At 57.8% G+C, this 15711-nt stretch carries 16 protein-coding genes and 1 riboswitch; of the genes, 10 read left to right on the forward strand and 6 right to left on the reverse strand.

Annotation, left to right across the window (positions count from 1 at the left end; all coding sequences use genetic code 11):
* Positions 1–298: 298 nt before the first annotated feature.
* Both sdaA and WFM45_RS10075 read left to right on the forward strand, forming a co-directional pair.
* Entirely contained in the window at positions 299–1663 is a 1365-nt protein-coding gene (sdaA, locus tag WFM45_RS10070) for an L-serine ammonia-lyase (protein WP_004927589.1), read from the forward strand.
* A gap of 268 nt (positions 1664–1931) precedes the next feature.
* Positions 1932–3518 carry an EAL domain-containing protein gene (locus WFM45_RS10075; protein WP_004927593.1) on the forward strand — a complete coding sequence of 529 codons (1587 nt, stop codon included), beginning with the start codon at positions 1932–1934 and terminating at the stop codon, positions 3516–3518.
* Between the two features lie 16 nt (positions 3519–3534).
* Here WFM45_RS10075 and WFM45_RS10080 read toward each other — a convergent pair whose 3' ends face one another.
* Positions 3535–5079, reverse strand: coding sequence for a TerC family protein (locus WFM45_RS10080; protein WP_015378155.1), 1545 nt, complete (start codon positions 5077–5079; stop codon positions 3535–3537).
* Positions 5080–5641: 562 nt separating this feature from the next.
* On the opposite strand from WFM45_RS10080, the gene manX reads away from it, so the two are divergent.
* The 5 genes from manX (at position 5642) to mntP (ending at position 9812) form a co-directional block, all read left to right on the forward strand.
* A complete protein-coding gene (gene manX / locus WFM45_RS10085) occupies positions 5642–6601 on the forward strand; it encodes a PTS mannose transporter subunit IIAB (RefSeq protein ID WP_049186224.1) in 960 nt (319 codons plus the stop codon).
* 56 nt (positions 6602–6657) lie between these two features.
* Positions 6658–7458, forward strand: coding sequence for a PTS mannose/fructose/sorbose transporter subunit IIC (locus tag WFM45_RS10090; protein ID WP_015378156.1), 801 nt, complete (start codon positions 6658–6660; stop codon positions 7456–7458).
* Positions 7459–7473: 15 nt separating this feature from the next.
* The gene (locus tag WFM45_RS10095) at positions 7474–8316 is read left to right on the forward strand and encodes a PTS mannose transporter subunit IID (protein ID WP_015378157.1); all 843 of its coding nucleotides are present in this window, start codon (positions 7474–7476) and stop codon (positions 8314–8316) included.
* Positions 8317–8370: 54 nt separating this feature from the next.
* Positions 8371–8829 (forward strand): DUF986 family protein, encoded by a 459-nt coding sequence (locus WFM45_RS10100; RefSeq protein ID WP_060559774.1) that lies wholly within the window; start codon positions 8371–8373, stop codon positions 8827–8829.
* Positions 8830–9047: 218 nt separating this feature from the next.
* Positions 9048–9231, forward strand: a riboswitch (yybP-ykoY riboswitch).
* A gap of 11 nt (positions 9232–9242) precedes the next feature.
* Positions 9243–9812 (forward strand): manganese efflux pump MntP, encoded by a 570-nt coding sequence (gene mntP, locus WFM45_RS10105; protein ID WP_004927615.1) that lies wholly within the window; start codon positions 9243–9245, stop codon positions 9810–9812.
* A gap of 63 nt (positions 9813–9875) precedes the next feature.
* Here mntP and rlmA read toward each other — a convergent pair whose 3' ends face one another.
* A complete protein-coding gene (gene rlmA / locus WFM45_RS10110) occupies positions 9876–10694 on the reverse strand; it encodes a 23S rRNA (guanine(745)-N(1))-methyltransferase (RefSeq protein WP_048323884.1) in 819 nt (272 codons plus the stop codon).
* A gap of 161 nt (positions 10695–10855) precedes the next feature.
* Between rlmA and pgeF the strand changes: the two genes are divergently transcribed.
* Positions 10856–11572: a peptidoglycan editing factor PgeF gene (gene pgeF / locus WFM45_RS10115; protein ID WP_004927619.1), complete on the forward strand. Its 717-nt coding sequence runs from the start codon at positions 10856–10858 to the stop codon at positions 11570–11572.
* A gap of 52 nt (positions 11573–11624) precedes the next feature.
* On the opposite strand, the gene cspE is transcribed toward pgeF, so the two are convergent.
* Both cspE and WFM45_RS10125 read right to left on the reverse strand, forming a co-directional pair.
* Positions 11625–11834 (reverse strand): transcription antiterminator/RNA stability regulator CspE, encoded by a 210-nt coding sequence (gene cspE / locus WFM45_RS10120; RefSeq protein WP_002221949.1) that lies wholly within the window; start codon positions 11832–11834, stop codon positions 11625–11627.
* Between the two features lie 41 nt (positions 11835–11875).
* Positions 11876–11992, reverse strand: a complete 117-nt coding sequence (locus tag WFM45_RS10125) for a DUF2627 domain-containing protein (RefSeq protein WP_002211058.1) — start codon at positions 11990–11992, stop codon at positions 11876–11878.
* Positions 11993–12298: 306 nt separating this feature from the next.
* On the opposite strand from WFM45_RS10125, the gene WFM45_RS10130 reads away from it, so the two are divergent.
* Positions 12299–12589: a hypothetical protein gene (locus WFM45_RS10130; protein ID WP_336955399.1), complete on the forward strand. Its 291-nt coding sequence runs from the start codon at positions 12299–12301 to the stop codon at positions 12587–12589.
* A gap of 84 nt (positions 12590–12673) precedes the next feature.
* Here the strand turns inward: WFM45_RS10130 and WFM45_RS10135 are convergent, their stop codons facing one another.
* Positions 12674–13708 carry an MBL fold metallo-hydrolase gene (locus WFM45_RS10135; protein WP_336955401.1) on the reverse strand — a complete coding sequence of 345 codons (1035 nt, stop codon included), beginning with the start codon at positions 13706–13708 and terminating at the stop codon, positions 12674–12676.
* A gap of 219 nt (positions 13709–13927) precedes the next feature.
* Here WFM45_RS10135 and WFM45_RS10140 point away from each other — a divergent pair, with 219 nt between their 5' ends.
* Positions 13928–14218, forward strand: coding sequence for a hypothetical protein (locus WFM45_RS10140; RefSeq protein ID WP_336955403.1), 291 nt, complete (start codon positions 13928–13930; stop codon positions 14216–14218).
* A 46-nt stretch (positions 14219–14264) separates the two neighbouring features.
* Here the strand turns inward: WFM45_RS10140 and WFM45_RS10145 are convergent, their stop codons facing one another.
* Positions 14265–15626, reverse strand: a complete 1362-nt coding sequence (locus tag WFM45_RS10145) for an amino acid permease (protein WP_004927677.1) — start codon at positions 15624–15626, stop codon at positions 14265–14267.
* Between the last annotated feature and the right edge of the window lie 85 nt (positions 15627–15711).

The following is a 15711-nucleotide window of genomic DNA, read 5'->3' on the forward strand; positions in this document are numbered from 1 at the left end:
TACGAAATACCTGTAAAATACCACCGTCCGAGATAAACCACTGTAGAAACAGGGATTAAGCCGGCGGCGTTCAGCACGGAAAGCTGGCGCGATTACCGCTAATGGAGCTTGGGCGAAAGCGGATACCCCGCACAAGGGTTCGCCCCGGGTAATCAGTAAAAAAAGCGACACCACGGATTATTTAATTTCATGCGAAAAAGGCAGCCGAACCCGCACGGCCCTTTTACAATATCGCTGTTCCCTGCGCGGTTTTTGACCGCCGCAGCCATAACAATACGTCTCTTTAAGGAGTTTTAGCGTGATTAGCGTTTTCGACATGTTTAAGATCGGCATCGGCCCGTCCAGCTCTCATACGGTTGGACCGATGAAAGCCGGCAAACAGTTTGTCGACGATCTGGTAAATAAAGGCCTGATGCCTTCTATCACGCGTGTTGCCGTAGACGTTTACGGCTCACTCTCATTGACCGGCAAAGGTCACCATACCGATATCGCCATCATTCTCGGCCTGGCCGGCAACATGCCGGACACCGTCGATATCGATAGCATTCCGGGTTTTATTCGCGATGTAGAACAACGTCAACGCCTGATGCTGGCCAACGGCCTGCATGAAGTCGATTTCCCACGCGACGGCGGCATGGTCTTCCGCAGCGACAACCTGCCGCTGCACGAAAACGGCATGCAGATCCACGCCTTCGCCGGCGATAAAGAAGTGTACAGCAAGACCTATTACTCTATCGGCGGCGGTTTCATCGTCGACGAGGAGAATTTCGGCAAGGCCGCCGAGCAAGAACTGCAAATGCCATATCCGTTCAACTCCGCGCGCGAAATGCTCGACCACTGCCGCGAGACCGGCCTGTCGCTGTCCGGCATGGTGATGCAGAACGAACTGGCGCTGCACAGTAAGCAAGAGATCGAGACCTACTTCGGCAACGTCTGGCAAACCATGCGCGCCTGTATCGACCGCGGTCTGAACACCGAAGGCGTACTGCCGGGGCCGCTGCGCGTACCGCGCCGGGCCTCCGCGCTGCGACGCATGCTGGTGGCGTCGGACAAACTGTCCAGCGATCCGATGAACGTGATCGACTGGGTCAACATGTTCGCGCTGGCGGTTAACGAAGAAAACGCCGCCGGCGGCCGCGTGGTCACTGCGCCGACCAACGGCGCCTGCGGCATCGTGCCTGCGGTGCTGGCTTACTACGATCACTTCATCGAGTCCGTCAGCCCGGATATCTACATCCGCTACTTTATGGCGGCGGGTGCGATCGGCGCGTTGTACAAGATGAACGCCTCCATCTCCGGCGCCGAAGTCGGTTGCCAGGGTGAAGTCGGCGTTGCCTGCTCCATGGCGGCGGCCGGTCTGGCCGAACTGCTGGGCGGCAGCCCTGAGCAGGTCTGTGTGGCGGCGGAGATCGGCATGGAACACAACCTGGGTCTGACCTGTGACCCGGTCGCCGGCCAGGTGCAGGTGCCGTGCATCGAGCGCAACGCCATCGCCTCGGTCAAGGCGATCAACGCCGCCCGCATGGCCCTGCGTCGCACCAGCGAGCCGCGCGTTTCGCTGGATAAGGTGATCGAGACCATGTACGAAACCGGCAAAGACATGAACGCCAAGTACCGCGAAACGTCACGCGGCGGCCTGGCAATCAAGGTGCAATGCGACTGACAGACAACCCCGCCACCCGGCGGGGTTTTTTATGGGTAATCAATTCACTGGCCGCTTTTTGTGACAATGTCACCAGAAAAAATCCTGCATTTCTCTCATCGATCCGGTGGTTAGCCTGCAAATTGACCTTCTGTTTTGCCAAATCGAAATAATTTACTGAGTTACCATCAATCTTGTATAACCTCAGGCTAGAATTAGCCGAGCGCAACTTAAGGATCTATGACCTGACCGTGACTCGGGGCTGGATTACCGAACAAGGATTTACCGGATGTTGATGACCCACCTCGCCGCGTCCCGATATCGTTATTACCGTTGGCTGCTGGCCGGAGCGGTGGGCGCGGCTATTCTGTTGGTATCGCTGTATACCCGTTACTATCAAGAGGTCAAAAGTATCGAGCTGAGCCAACAGACATTGGCCACCCGCACCGTCGGCAAGCTCAACCAGTTGTTGACGCCGGCTCAGCTGCAGGCGGAGCGCAGCATGGACATGCTGGACCAGCCCTGCGAGAACGTTTCGTCGACCCTGCGCTTTCGCGCCGCGCAGAATCAGGCGCTACGCGCCATGTTGCTGGTAAAAAACGGCATTATTTACTGCTCCAGCCTGTTTGGTTCCCGTCATTATCAGCTGGCCGCGGTAATGCCGACCTTCGTCAACAGCAACGCCAGGCTGGCGCTGCGCCCCTCGCTGGCGGTGAGCAAAGGCCTGCCCACGCTGGTGATGTGGACGCCATCCCCCCACGATAAAACCAGCGGCGTGCTGCACGTGTTTAATATCGAGCTGCTGTCCAACTTTTTACTCGAGCCGCAGGAGCCTTACGTTCAGCGCGTGGTGCTGAACGTGGCTGACAGCAGCCTGGAATACGGCCGACGCGAAATCCTGAGCCGTGACACCCTGACCAACGATCTGCGCTACACCGCCGGCTCTGCGCTATACCCGTTCTCGATTTCGCTGTTCGGCCCGCAGATCGGCATGCTGGCGCTTTCCGCACTGCCGCGCCATATCCCGCTCGCGCTGCTGATCAGCCTGTTGGCCGCCTATGTGGTCTATCTGCTCACCGCTAACCGCATGAGCCTGTCTTATCACATCGGCCATGCCATCACCCATCGCGAGTTCCGCGTCTATTGCCAGCCCATCATCCATAGCGACACCGGGCGCTGCGCCGGCGTTGAGATGCTGCTGCGCTGGAAAAAGAAGCGGCAAGGGTGGATCTCCCCCGACGTGTTTATTCCGCTGGCCGAGCAGCATGAGCTGATCATTCCGCTGACCCGTTATCTGATGAACACCGTGACGGAAAATCTGCAGCTGTTCCCGCCGCGACCGTCGTTCTACATCAGCATCAACGTCGCCGCCGAACACTTTAAAACGCTCAACATCATCGACGATATCCGTCGGATTTGGCTACCGGCGCATCCGATGCCGTCACTGATGCTGGAGCTGACCGAACGCACCGCGCTGTCGGCGATCCAGCATGACCAGATCCGGACGCTGAAAGACATGGGGATCATGCTGGCCATCGACGATTTCGGCACCGGCCACAGCTCGCTGAGCTACCTGAAGAACCTTAGCCCGGACGTGTTAAAGATCGACCGCGGGTTTACCGCGGCCATCGGTACCGACGCGGTCAACGCCACGGTGACCGATACCATCATTACGCTGGCGCAGCGGCTGAAGCTGAAGCTGGTGGCTGAAGGGGTAGAAACGGCGGAACAGGCCGACTATCTGCGCTCGCGTGAGGTCAATGCCCTGCAGGGGTATTATTTCGCCAAGCCGATGCCGATCCACGTTTTCCCGCTGTGGTTGCAGCAGTACGAATCGCGCGTCAGGAAAACAGAAGAGAATACGCCGGAGGCCTGAGCCTCCGGCGGGTGGGTTACGAATGCGCCGGTTCGTCGAAGACGACGCGGGTGACACGCACCAACTCAATGCGATAGTCGGAGACCTCGACGATATCGAAACGTAGGTGGTTCAGTTCAATGGTGTCCCCCACTACCGGCATCTGGCCGTAGTGGGCTAACAGCAGCCCCGCCAGAGTGGCGTAGTCTGCGGTTGGGCTGACCAGGTCATCGCAGGCCAGCGCCTGTTCCAGCGAGTGCAGGTCGGTCCCGCCTTTGACCAGCCAGCCGTCGCCTTCCGCCACGATGTCCGGCGTTTCATCTTCGTCCGGGAACTCGCCGGCAATCGCTTCCAGCACATCCAGCGGCGTCACCAGCCCCTGCACCACGCCGAACTCGTTGGTGACCACCACCAGGCGCCCTTTGGCGCGGCGCAGCACCGCCAGCAGCTTGATGACATCCATGGTTTCCGGCACCACGATCGGCGGCGTGCGGGCGGCAAACTCGGCGATATCTTCCCCTTGCTCCAGCGCCACCAGCAGATCCTTGGCGCGTACCACGCCGACGATCTCATCCACAGAGTCGCGACACACCGGGAACAGGCTGTGCGGCGTATCCAGCAACTGTGCACGCACCTCCTCACGGGAGCGCTCGCAGTCGACCCAGGAGATGTCAGTGCGCGGCGTCATCACGCTGCGCAATGAGCGCGAGGCCAGCGTCAGCACACCGCTGATCATATAACGCTCTTCCGCCGCAAAGGTTTCATCCCTCGGCAACGCCACCGCGTCGTCAGGCTGCTGTGCGCGCTGCTGCCCCATCAGGCGCATGATCGCTTCCGCGGTGCGCTCGCGCATCGGGCGACGCGCCTGATGCTTGATAAAGTTGCGGCGCGCGATCTGGTTGAACAATTCAATCAGGATCGAGAAGCCGATCGCGGCGTACAGATAGCCTTTAGGAATATGCAAGCCGAAGCCTTCGGCGATCAGGCTCAGACCGATCATCAACAGGAAGCTCAGGCACAGCACCACAATGGTCGGGTGCGCGTTGACGAAGTTGGTCAACGGCTTGGATGCCAGCAGCATCACCGCCATCGCGATCACCACCGCCGCCATCATCACCGGCAGATCGTTCACCATGCCCACGGCGGTGATCACCGCATCAAGCGAGAACACCGCGTCAAGGATCACGATTTGCACCACCACCGCCCAGAACTTGGCGTAACCGCGGTTGGCGCCATCCTGGTGCGTCTGCCCTTCCAGCCGTTCATGCAGCTCCATGGTGGCCTTGAACAGCAGGAATACCCCGCCGAACAGCAGGATAAGATCGCGGCCGGAGAAGCTGAAATCGCCGACGCTGAACAGCGGCGTGGTCAGGGTTACCATCCAGGAGATCACCGACAGCAGGCCCAAACGCATCAGCAATGCCAGCGACAGGCCGATGATGCGCGCCTTATCGCGCTGCTTCGGCGGCAACTTGTCGGCCAAAATGGCGATGAACACCAGGTTGTCGATGCCCAGCACGATTTCCAGCACCACCAGCGTAAGCAACCCCGCCCAAATAGAGGGGTCCATTAAAAATTCCATATCAGACTCCAGAAAAAAGTGGGAATGAGCGCACGCCGCTCAGACGTGACGATGCCGCCGCTGCATGGGCGCAGTCGACAATAGCAAAGTGACGGGATGGGATTACCGGGAGATGGCCGAAGGGCCGAACAGCATATGCAACGCCAGCAGGTGGCGGGTGAAACCTGGAAAAACAGTTACTTCGGTGACAGTCCATAGGGAGGGCTGAGGCCCTTCACTCCTTAGTGATGAAAGAGGAAATTACTGTATCAGGATTTTTCTGGGGGACAAAGCGGCTTTTTCAACGGCGGTTTAGGGTGACGCCACGCCATATCGTCTGCGACAGCTAAGATTTCTCCGAGCATTCAATAGCGGAGCAGCGTCACAAAAAATATTTTTTCACTCACTAAAATAAATCTCGCGTTCGTGAAATATCACGCACAGGCATTTGATACTGCGTGAGAAATGTTAGGCGTGCGTTTCTTTTTTTCTACCATAATGTATCTGAACCGCGGAAGTGACTGCCAAGACGGCGCGGAGAAACGACACAAACCGCGCCTGGAGTTCAACGAGGAGGTAGCGAGTGGCAATAGCTATTATCATCGGCACACACGGGGCTGCAGCGGAACAACTGCTGAAAACGGCGGAGATGCTATTGGGCGAGCAGGACAACGTCGCCTTTATAGACTTCGTTCCCGGTGAGAATGCCGAAACGTTAATCGTCAAATACAACGAAAAAATCAGTGGGTTGGATACCAGCGGCGGCGTGCTGTTCCTGGTGGATACCTGGGGCGGCAGCCCGTTCAACGCCGCCAGCCGCATTGCGGTCGACAAAGAAAACTATGAGGTCGTCACCGGGGTCAACATCCCGATGCTGGTGGAAACCTTCATGGCGCGGGACGACAACCCCGCTTTCGATGAACTGGTGGCGCTGGCGTTGGAAACCGGCCGAGAAGGCGTGAAAGCGCTGAAAAAACCGCAGGAAGAACCCGCAAAACCCGTGACGCCCGTCGCCAAAGCCGCTGCCCCTCAGGCGCCGCTGGGGCCGAACGACCACATGAAAATCGGCCTGGCGCGCATCGATGACCGCTTGATTCACGGCCAGGTCGCCACCCGCTGGACCAAAGAGACCAACGTCAGCCGCATTATCGTCGTCAGCGATGAAGTCGCCGCCGATCATGTACGCAAAACCCTGCTGACTCAGGTTGCCCCGCCGGGCGTCACCGCCCACGTGGTGGACGTGGCGAAGGCCATCCGCGTCTGGAACAACCCCAAATACGCCAACGACCGCGTGATGCTGCTGTTTACCAACCCGACCGACGTCTGGCGGCTGGTGGAAGGCGGCGTGGATATTCAATCCGTCAATATCGGCGGCATGGCATTCCGCCAGGGGAAAACCCAGGTGAACAACGCCGTTTCCGTCGATGAAAAAGATATCGAAGCGTTTAAGAAACTGAACGATCGCGGTATCGAGCTGGAGGTGCGTAAGGTCTCGTCCGACAGCCGGCTAAAAATGATGGACCTGATTAACAAACTCAATTAGTGGCGCCAGCCGCTGATTATTTTACTCAGAGCTTTTTTGGTCATAGGAGAAGTGCAATGGAGATCACCACTCTTCAGATTGTGCTGATATTTATCGTTGCCTGTATCGCCGGGATGGGTTCCGTCCTCGACGAGTTCCAGTTCCACCGTCCGCTGGTCGCCTGTACCCTGATCGGCTTCATTCTCGGCGATATGAAAACCGGCATCATCATCGGCGGTACGCTGGAAATGATCGCCCTCGGCTGGATGAATATCGGCGCGGCGGTCGCGCCGGATGCCGCCCTGGCGTCCATCATCTCGACCATCCTGGTCATCGCCGGCGGGCAAAGCGTCGGCGCCGGTATCGCCCTGGCCATTCCGCTGGCGGCGGCCGGCCAGGTATTAACCATCATCGTGCGAACCCTCACCGTGGCCTTCCAGCACGCAGCGGACAGCGCGGCAGAGCGCGGCAGCCTGCGCGCCATCAGCTGGATCCATGTCGGCGCCCTGCTGCTGCAGGCAATGCGTATCGCCATCCCGGCGGTCATCGTCGCCATCTCAGTGGGCACCGCCGGGGTGCACGCCCTGCTCAACTCGATCCCGGAAGTGGTCACCAGCGGCCTGAACATCGCCGGCGGCATGATCGTGGTGGTCGGTTACGCGATGGTGATTAACATGATGCGCGCCGGCTACCTGATGCCGTTCTTCTATCTCGGTTTCGTTACCGCCGCCTTCACCAACTTCAATCTGGTGGCGCTTGGCGTCATCGGCGTGGTGATGGCCGTGCTGTATATCCAGCTCAGCCCGAAATACAACAAGTCTCAGGTTGTCCAGGCCGGCCCGGCTAACGCGAACGATCTCGATAACGAACTCGACTAGGAATAGGTGAGAGAAATGGTTGATACAACTGCTCAAAAGAAACTCACGCCGGCCGATATTCGCGGCGTATTCCTGCGCTCGAACCTGTTCCAGGGTTCATGGAACTTCGAACGCATGCAGGCGCTGGGTTTTTGCTTCTCGATGGTGCCGGTGATCCGTCGCCTGTATCCGGAAAACAATGACGACCGCAAACAGGCGATCAAGCGTCACCTGGAGTTCTTCAACACTCACCCTTACGTGGCGGCGCCGGTGCTCGGCGTGACCATGGCGATGGAAGAGCAACGCGCCAACGGCGCACCGATCGACGACGCCGCAATCAACGGCATCAAGGTTGGTTTGATGGGGCCGCTGGCGGGCGTCGGTGACCCGATCTTCTGGGGCACCGTGCGGCCGGTATTCGCCGCGCTTGGGGCGGGCATCGCCATGAGCGGCAGCCTGCTCGGACCGATCCTGTTCTTCGTGCTGTTCAACCTGGTGCGCCTGCTGACCCGCTATTACGGCGTGGCCTACGGTTACCGTAAAGGGGTGGATATCGTCAACGACATGGGCGGCGGCTTCCTGCAGAAACTGACGGAAGGAGCGTCCATTCTCGGCCTGTTTGTCATGGGCGCGTTGGTCAACAAGTGGACGCACGTGAATATCCCGCTGGTGGTGTCCAAGATCACCGACCAGACCGGGCATACCAACGTCACCACGGTGCAGACCATCCTCGACCAGCTGATGCCGGGCCTGGTGCCGCTGCTGTTGACCTTCGCCTGTATGTGGTTGCTGCGCAAGAAAGTCAACGCGCTGTGGATCATCATCGGTTTCTTCGTCATCGGTATCTTTGGCTATTGGATTGGCCTGCTGGGCCTGTAATCGTTCGAAACGGCCGGGGGGTAACCCCCGGCTTTTTTATGTGTGGAGCAAAAGATGTCACTGACCGACGCCGTACTGATGCTGTTTATCGCCCTGCTGTTGCTGTATTCGCTGTACGACGAATTCGGCATGGATCTGCTGAAAGGCAAAACGCGGCTCAAAGTGCCGCTCAAACGCCGCAACCGCCTCGACAGCCTGATTTTCGTCGGCCTGATCGCCATTCTGATTTACCGTAACGTCACCGCCAACGGCGCGCTATTAACCACTTATCTGCTTATTTCTTTGGCGCTGCTCGCCATCTATATTGCTTATATCCGCTCGCCCAAAATGGTGTTTAAAGCGCACGGTTTTTTCTTCGCCAATGTTTTTGTCGAATATAACCGCATTAAAGCCATGAATTTATCGGAGGACGGCATTCTGGCCATCGACCTGGAGCAGCGCCGGCTGTTGGTTCAGGTGACGCAATTGGATGACCTGGAGAAGATATACAATTTTTTCGTTGATAATCAATAAATAAAGGGAAATTAATTTTATTCTCGCTCAAACCTTGCGCTGTCTGTGGATAATTAATCGGCAGCGCCATTTCATTTCTGACTATTATTTCTGCAACATTGTTACCCACGTCTACATTATATTCCCACATGAACTCAGATTAATGAAAACGAGTCTCAATTAAGAACAAAAATCGCGCCAGAATAAAGTTGTCGGTACTGGAAATAATATGGTATGGTTGCGCCGTCATTGGGGAGTAGCCGGTTTCTGGAGAATAAAACGCCAGAAACGCCCGTATCAACATACTCGTTTCGTCGTATGAAACGTGGTGCGGGCAGCCAGGTAAGGTTGGCGAGACCATAGACACGTAACTCCGTCGTTTGGTTGGGGGTGGGTTACGTGTATATGGAGCCACCCGGCCGAGGCTATTTCACATGAACCTTTCAGCAACGCTTATTCTCGCTTTCGGCATGTCCATGGATGCATTCGCCGCTTCTATCGGCAAAGGCGCCAGTCTGCATCAGCCGCGCTTTCGCGAAGCGATCCGCACCGGTCTGATCTTCGGCGTGGTCGAAGCAATCACCCCGCTCATCGGTTGGGCCATCGGCCTGTTCGCCAGCCAATACATCATGGAATGGGATCACTGGGTCGCCTTCTCGCTGCTGTTCATTCTCGGCATGCGCATGATTGTCGAAGGGGTGCGCAACAGGCCCGACGAAGAAGAGAAGGTCAAACGCCACGGCTTCTGGATATTGGTGGCCACCGCTATCGCGACCAGCCTGGACGCCATGGCGATCGGCGTCGGTCTGGCCTTCCTGCAGGTGAACATCGTGCACACCGCAATGGCCATCGGCTGCGCCACCATGATCATGGCAACGTTGGGCATGATGATCGGCCGCTTTATCGGCCCGCTGCTGGGCAAACGCGCCGAAATCCTCGGCGGCGTGGTGTTGATCGGCATCGGCGTCAACATCCTGCTGGAGCACCTCGGCTACCTGGCCTGAGGCGACCGAACTGCAAAAAAAACCTGCCGCGGCAGGTTTTTTTGTTTCTGAGTTCAAGACCCCTTAAGCGCGACGTCGGTACAACGCCAACACGAAATCCGTCTCGCACACAAACTCGCCGCCCTCGGCCAACCGCTGTTGCACCTCCGGCGTAGCGCGCCAGGCGAACGGGGTCATCTGCAGCAGATTGGCGGCCTGCGCGCCCGGTAGGGTCATCGTATAGGCCAGCGCCTCTTTGCGCTGACAGTCGAAACCGGCAAACTGTTCATCCTGTTCGGCATGCAGCTGCACCTGCTGGTACACCTGCTCTTTCAGCTGGTACAGATGACGCGGGCCCGGCGAAACCGTCAGCACCACGCCGCCCGGCTTCACTACCCGCGCCAGCTCCTCCGCCTTGCAAGGCGCATAAATGCGCAAGACCGCGTCCAACGCCCCGTCGGCGAACGGCAAACGGTGACTGGAGGCAACGCAGAACGAGACCGCCGGATAACGTTTGGCGCCATAACGGATCGCCACTTTGGCGACGTCCAGCCCATAGACCGCCATATTGCGCTCCTGAGCCAGCCGTGCGGCCACGGCGGCGGTGTAATACCCTTCCCCGCAGCCTATGTCCAATAACGCGCCTGCATCGGCCGCCAGCGCCGAATCCAGCCATTCGGCCACCTGCGCTTGCAACGGCTGATAATATCCACCGTCGAGAAACGCGCGCCGTGCCTGCATCATTTCCACGCTGTCTCCCGGCTGCTTCGATCGTTTGTGCTGCACCGGCAGCAGATTCACGTAACCTTCTTTGGCTTGATCGAACTGATGATTGCCGTCACAACGCCAGTGTTGTGAGGAAAAATGCAGCGGTTGATGACACAGGGGGCATTGATAAGACATGAATGGGCTTCCAGAAAGACAGGGCGCGGCTAGTCTAAAGAAGGCGTCGGCTTGATGCAAGGCGCATCCCCGCTCGCTTTCGTCGCCAACAACACCTGGCCAAGCGGGGAAAAAGCTGGCTACACTGAGAGTCTGTTTTCTCATGCAGGTGAACATAACTTATGAGCGATCGTTCCGCGCTGCTCGATGCGGTGCCCCACATTCAGCACGGCTTCGGCAGCAAACTCGCGCTGCTGCCCGGGCATCTGCTGCCCTACAGCGCCACGCTGCCGGAAAAAAAACAGGTGCACGGCACCCGCATCGTCGATGTGCTGCAGCCGGCGCAGGCATGCGGCGAGGCCGATGGTTTCTATACTCGCCAGCCCGGCATTCTGCTCAGCGTACTGACGGCGGACTGTTTGCCGGTGCTGTTCAGCCGCCGTGACGGCGGCGCCATCGCTGCGGTGCACGCCGGCTGGCGCGGGCTGCTGGACGGCATTCTGGAACAGATGGCAGCACGCATTCGCCAGGACGGCGACACCGCCGATTGGGTCGTCTCCATCGGCCCTGCCGCCGGCCCGTGCTGCTACGAAGTCGATGAAGCGCTGGTGGAGAGTTTTAAACAGCGCCTGCCGCTGCCCGCCACGCTGATCAGCCCGCATTACCGGCATCTCGATTTGGCCGCAATTGCCGAATACAAGCTGGCGGCGCTCGGCTTCGCCGCCGTTGACCGCGCCGGCAGTTGTACCATCTGCACGCCGGACGTCGACCCACAGCGGCCGCAGCGCTTCAAATACACCAGCTATCGCCGCAACAGCCACCGGCGCGCGCAGGATCCGACGCATCCGGGGATCAAAGGCCGCAACCAGTACGCCGGCATCATCATCGCCGCCGGATGACGGAAACGAAAAAGCCCGCGCGAAGGCGGGCTTTTTGTACAGCTGACGCTGATTAGATAGCAGTAACGTTTACTGCAGATGGGCCTTTCTGGCCATCTTGGATTTCGAACTCAACGTTCTGGCCTTCAGCCAGGGTTTTGAAGCCGTTACCCTGGATTGCAGAGAAGTGTACGAACACGTCTTTGCTGCCGTCAGCCGGGGTGATGAAACCGAAACCTTTAGACTCGTTGAACCACTTAACTTGACCTTTGATCTTTGCCATCTTGAGTATTTCCTTTGGATTGTTTAAACCGCCCGAGGGCGTTACATAGACAAACTAGAGTCGTTACTGCTTGAGGCACTAAGATAAGGATCGGCAGAGAAGCGGTATTCAACGCTAACGTCTTTACTCAGAACTTCTTTACTGAAAATGCCACACATATACAGAACTGTACCTCGTTTTACCCAGATGCGTTATCACATACTCTGTATGCGATGGCAAGCCATTTTTAATCACTGAACGACATGTCGCACATATTTGAAACGGTCGAGCGCAACATTTGCTTAAATAGGCCAAAAGATGTTGAAGCATCGGCTATTTTCTGCTTGCCAAAATCACTGCGCCAGACCCCGCATTCTGCTGGAGTTTTAACAAAACTTTCATCGTATTGACGCCTTTGCGTCTCATCATTTCCGCTTTTTTGCCGCTTATAGCGTTAAAAAATTTGAATCTTTATGGAATGTGATATGCAACATTTGAATATCGATGAACGGGGGCCAATTTATTCATCGCTCCTCCGACCATTTACCGCCGGAAAGCCCATTCATCATCGGCTTTCCGGCCTGCCGCCAAACGGCGCGGGCGAGAACGGCACACGGGTCGGCGGCAACGTCTCTGCCCTGCACAACGGATGCATAAGCATGCAAAGCGCCGGCACATCTTCCGCTGCCGGTGGGTTCATCATAAATAATCCGAATGTCATTAACCTCAATAGCCGGAATAATCTTATCAATAACGAAAGTTCAACGTTGAATTAAATCCTGAAAACACGGGGGTTATTTGAATCACCACCCGCACTTATCAATTCTGCTAATTACAGCTGCGCTTTCAAACCATTGACTTTATTCATCCCGCTGCGCCGCCGGGTGATGAGGTAACGCAGGCGATGAACCCTGCAACGCGATGCGCTCGCCAATCTTCAGCGGGAGGAATTGATGCTGCTCCAACCCCGCCTCGCTCAGGGCCAGGTTCAGCTGCTGCGGCGGTTCGTCCAACGATTCATCCGCCAGTTCGAATACTCCCCAATGGATAGGAATGGCTCGCGGCTGATTCAGTTCGCGATACAGCGCCACCGACTGCTGCGGATCCATATGCTGCTCCTGCATAAACCAGCGCGGCGCATAGGCGCCGATCGGCAACGCAGCCACGTCGAACGGCCCCAGCCGTTGACCGATCTCCGCCAGCCGTTCCGAATAACCGCTGTCGCCGGAAAAATAAAACCGTAGCGCCGGATGGTGGATCACCCACCCGCACCACAGCGAGCGATTGCGATCCCACAGCGTGCGCATGCTCCAGTGCCGCGCCGGCGTGGCGTAGACCGTCAGCTCGCCCAGTGACAGGCTCTGCCACCAGTCCAGTTCATGCACCTTCAGCCGGTAGCGGCGAAACCAGCGCTTCAACCCCAACGGCACGATGAACTCGGCCTGTGGGAAACGCCGCGCCAATTGCCGCACCGTGCGCCTGTCGAGGTGGTCATAATGGTTATGAGAGATCAGTACCACATCCACCGCCGGCAGTTGCCCCACCGTCAACGGCGGCGGCGTTCTGCGCTTTGGGCCGTAAAAGCTCAGCGGCGATGCACGTTCGGACAATACCGGATCGATCAGGATATAGCGGCCACTCAATCGCAATAGCATCGAGGCATGCCCCAACCACCAGACGCTGTCGTCGCTGCCACTGAGATCGGCAGGTTGCCACCAGCGCTGGGTAAATTGCGCGTAACCCAGCTGCGGCGGCCTGGGCAGCCCCTGCCGCTTGCGTTCATCTTGCCAACGCCGAAGATCGCCCTCCTGGCGCCGCGAAGGTTCCAGGTTGCGAAATCCCTCCGGCGTATGATGCGCCTTGGCCGCGTCGTAATAACGGTTGATTTTTTTCATCCTGCCTTTTCTCCCGACCACAGCGCCCTGCACGGGCATGACTTTCAGTGTAACAAACCCGATGAAGCTCGCACTTTGTCAGCCGTGCGCTGCATCTCGGGACCTTTTGCCGTATGCTGTTGTCTCACTCCGGTGGAAAGCCAGGGCCGCCAAGAGCCCGTTAAGACTCTCTTAAGATCTTTGTGATTGACTTGTAGGGCATACAGAAAAGGAGAAGTTATGAGTCGTTCGACATCCCGCAAATCAGGCATCGGCCTGGGGCGTCGTATTCGCAGCGCGCTGCTGGCGCAGAAGCAATACTGGAAAATGTATTTCGCCATGAAGCTGCGCCGCGTGCGCGTGCCTGCACCGCTGGTGCTGCTGGGCGGTTCGCTGCTTGGGTTCTTCATGCTGACTCTGCTGATGCTCAGCGTAGTCGCCATCGACGTTATCAGCACCCTGCTGCTGCTGTGCCGGAAACTGTTGGGGCGGGGTCACGGTGAGAGCCGCGCCTTTATGCCGCGCGGCTAACGAGAAAAGAAGCGGAGGCGGGCAATACGCCTCCGCAGCACGCAGATTAACGCTTGGCGCCTTTGCGGCGCGTCAGCATGAACCCGCACCACAGCACCGCAACCCATACCGGCATCAGCAACACCGAAATGCGGATCCCTTCGCTGAAATACATGATCACCAGAATCAGGCCGAGGAACGCCAGGCACAGGTAGTTGCCGAACGGATACCACAGCGCCTTAAAGCTGGGGATGACGCCCTGGCGGTTCTTGGCGGCACGGAACTTCAGATGCGCCAGGCAGATCATCACCCAGTTGATCACCAACGTTGACACCACTAGCGCCATCAGCAGCTCAAACGCCTTACCGGGCATCAGGTAGTTGATCAGCACGCCGATCGAGGTAATCAACGCCGACAGCGCGATGGACAGCACCGGCACGCCGCGTTTATTCACGCGCGTCAGCACCTGCGGCGCATTGCCCTGGCTGGCCAGCCCGAACAGCATGCGGCTGTTGGCATAAACGCCGCTGTTGTAAACCGACAGCGCGGCGGTCAATACCACTACGTTGAGCACCGTTGCCACCAGATTGCTGTTCAGCGCATGGAAGATCAGCACGAACGGGCTGCCGCCCTCCACCACTTGCCCCCACGGATAGAGCGAAAGCAGCACGGTCAGCGAGCCGATATAGAAGATCAGGATGCGGTACACCACTTGATTGGTGGCTTTGGGAATGCTGCGACGCGGATCGGCGGCTTCCGCCGCGGTGATGCCGACCATCTCCAGCCCGCCGAACGAGAACATGATCACCGCCATCGCCATCACCAGCCCGGAGAAGCCGTGCGGCATAAAGCCGCCCTGCTGCCAGAGGTTGGTGATGCTGGCCTGCGGCCCGCCGTTACCGCTGGCCAACAGCCAGGCGCCGAAGACGATCATGCCGACAATCGCCACCACCTTGATGATGGCGAACCAGAACTCGGTTTCGCCGTACAGGCGCACGTTCACCAGGTTAATCAGGTTGATCAGCACGAAAAACAGCGCGGCAGAGGCCCAGGTGGGGATCTCCGGCCACCAGTACTGAATGTAGATGCCGACGGCGGTCAATTCCGCCATGCCGACCAGAATGAACATTGCCCAGTAGTTCCAGCCGGAAAGGAAGCCGGCGAAATCGCCCCAGTATTTATAGGCAAAGTGACTGAAAGAGCCGGCGACCGGCTCCTCCACCACCATTTCACCCAGCTGGCGCATGATTAAAAACGCGATAAAACCGCCGATGGCGTAGCCCAGCAGCACGGCGGGGCCGGCCATTTTAATGGTTTGCGCAATGCCGAGAAATAAACCGGTACCGATGGCGCCCCCGAGGGCAATAAGCTGTATGTGTCTGTTTTTTAAACCGCGTTTTAGCGGAGTATCCTGATGCTGACCGCCCATCTTATCCTCATATGGCGTATACCCTTGCCGCTATCGGCCAAGATTTAACCAATCAATAAATGTATCTGCGGGCGGCTTTTTAACA

Source organism: Serratia sp. KG1D (genome assembly GCF_037150675.1).
Lineage (GTDB): Bacteria > Pseudomonadota > Gammaproteobacteria > Enterobacterales > Enterobacteriaceae > Serratia > Serratia nematodiphila.

Coding starts and splice junctions, on each gene's coding strand:
- WFM45_RS10075 (WP_004927593.1), top strand. CDS start 1,932: ATGTTGATGACCCACCTCGCCGCGTCCCGATATCGTTATTACCGTTGG.
- WFM45_RS10080 (WP_015378155.1), bottom strand. CDS start 5,079: ATGGAATTTTTAATGGACCCCTCTATTTGGGCGGGGTTGCTTACGCTG.
- WFM45_RS10090 (WP_015378156.1), top strand. CDS start 6,658: ATGGAGATCACCACTCTTCAGATTGTGCTGATATTTATCGTTGCCTGT.
- WFM45_RS10095 (WP_015378157.1), top strand. CDS start 7,474: ATGGTTGATACAACTGCTCAAAAGAAACTCACGCCGGCCGATATTCGC.
- WFM45_RS10100 (WP_060559774.1), top strand. CDS start 8,371: ATGTCACTGACCGACGCCGTACTGATGCTGTTTATCGCCCTGCTGTTG.
- mntP (WP_004927615.1), top strand. CDS start 9,243: ATGAACCTTTCAGCAACGCTTATTCTCGCTTTCGGCATGTCCATGGAT.
- rlmA (WP_048323884.1), bottom strand. CDS start 10,694: ATGTCTTATCAATGCCCCCTGTGTCATCAACCGCTGCATTTTTCCTCA.
- pgeF (WP_004927619.1), top strand. CDS start 10,856: ATGAGCGATCGTTCCGCGCTGCTCGATGCGGTGCCCCACATTCAGCAC.
- cspE (WP_002221949.1), bottom strand. CDS start 11,834: ATGGCAAAGATCAAAGGTCAAGTTAAGTGGTTCAACGAGTCTAAAGGT.
- WFM45_RS10125 (WP_002211058.1), bottom strand. CDS start 11,992: ATGTGTGGCATTTTCAGTAAAGAAGTTCTGAGTAAAGACGTTAGCGTT.
- WFM45_RS10130 (WP_336955399.1), top strand. CDS start 12,299: ATGCAACATTTGAATATCGATGAACGGGGGCCAATTTATTCATCGCTC.
- WFM45_RS10135 (WP_336955401.1), bottom strand. CDS start 13,708: ATGAAAAAAATCAACCGTTATTACGACGCGGCCAAGGCGCATCATACG.
- WFM45_RS10140 (WP_336955403.1), top strand. CDS start 13,928: ATGAGTCGTTCGACATCCCGCAAATCAGGCATCGGCCTGGGGCGTCGT.
- WFM45_RS10145 (WP_004927677.1), bottom strand. CDS start 15,626: ATGGGCGGTCAGCATCAGGATACTCCGCTAAAACGCGGTTTAAAAAAC.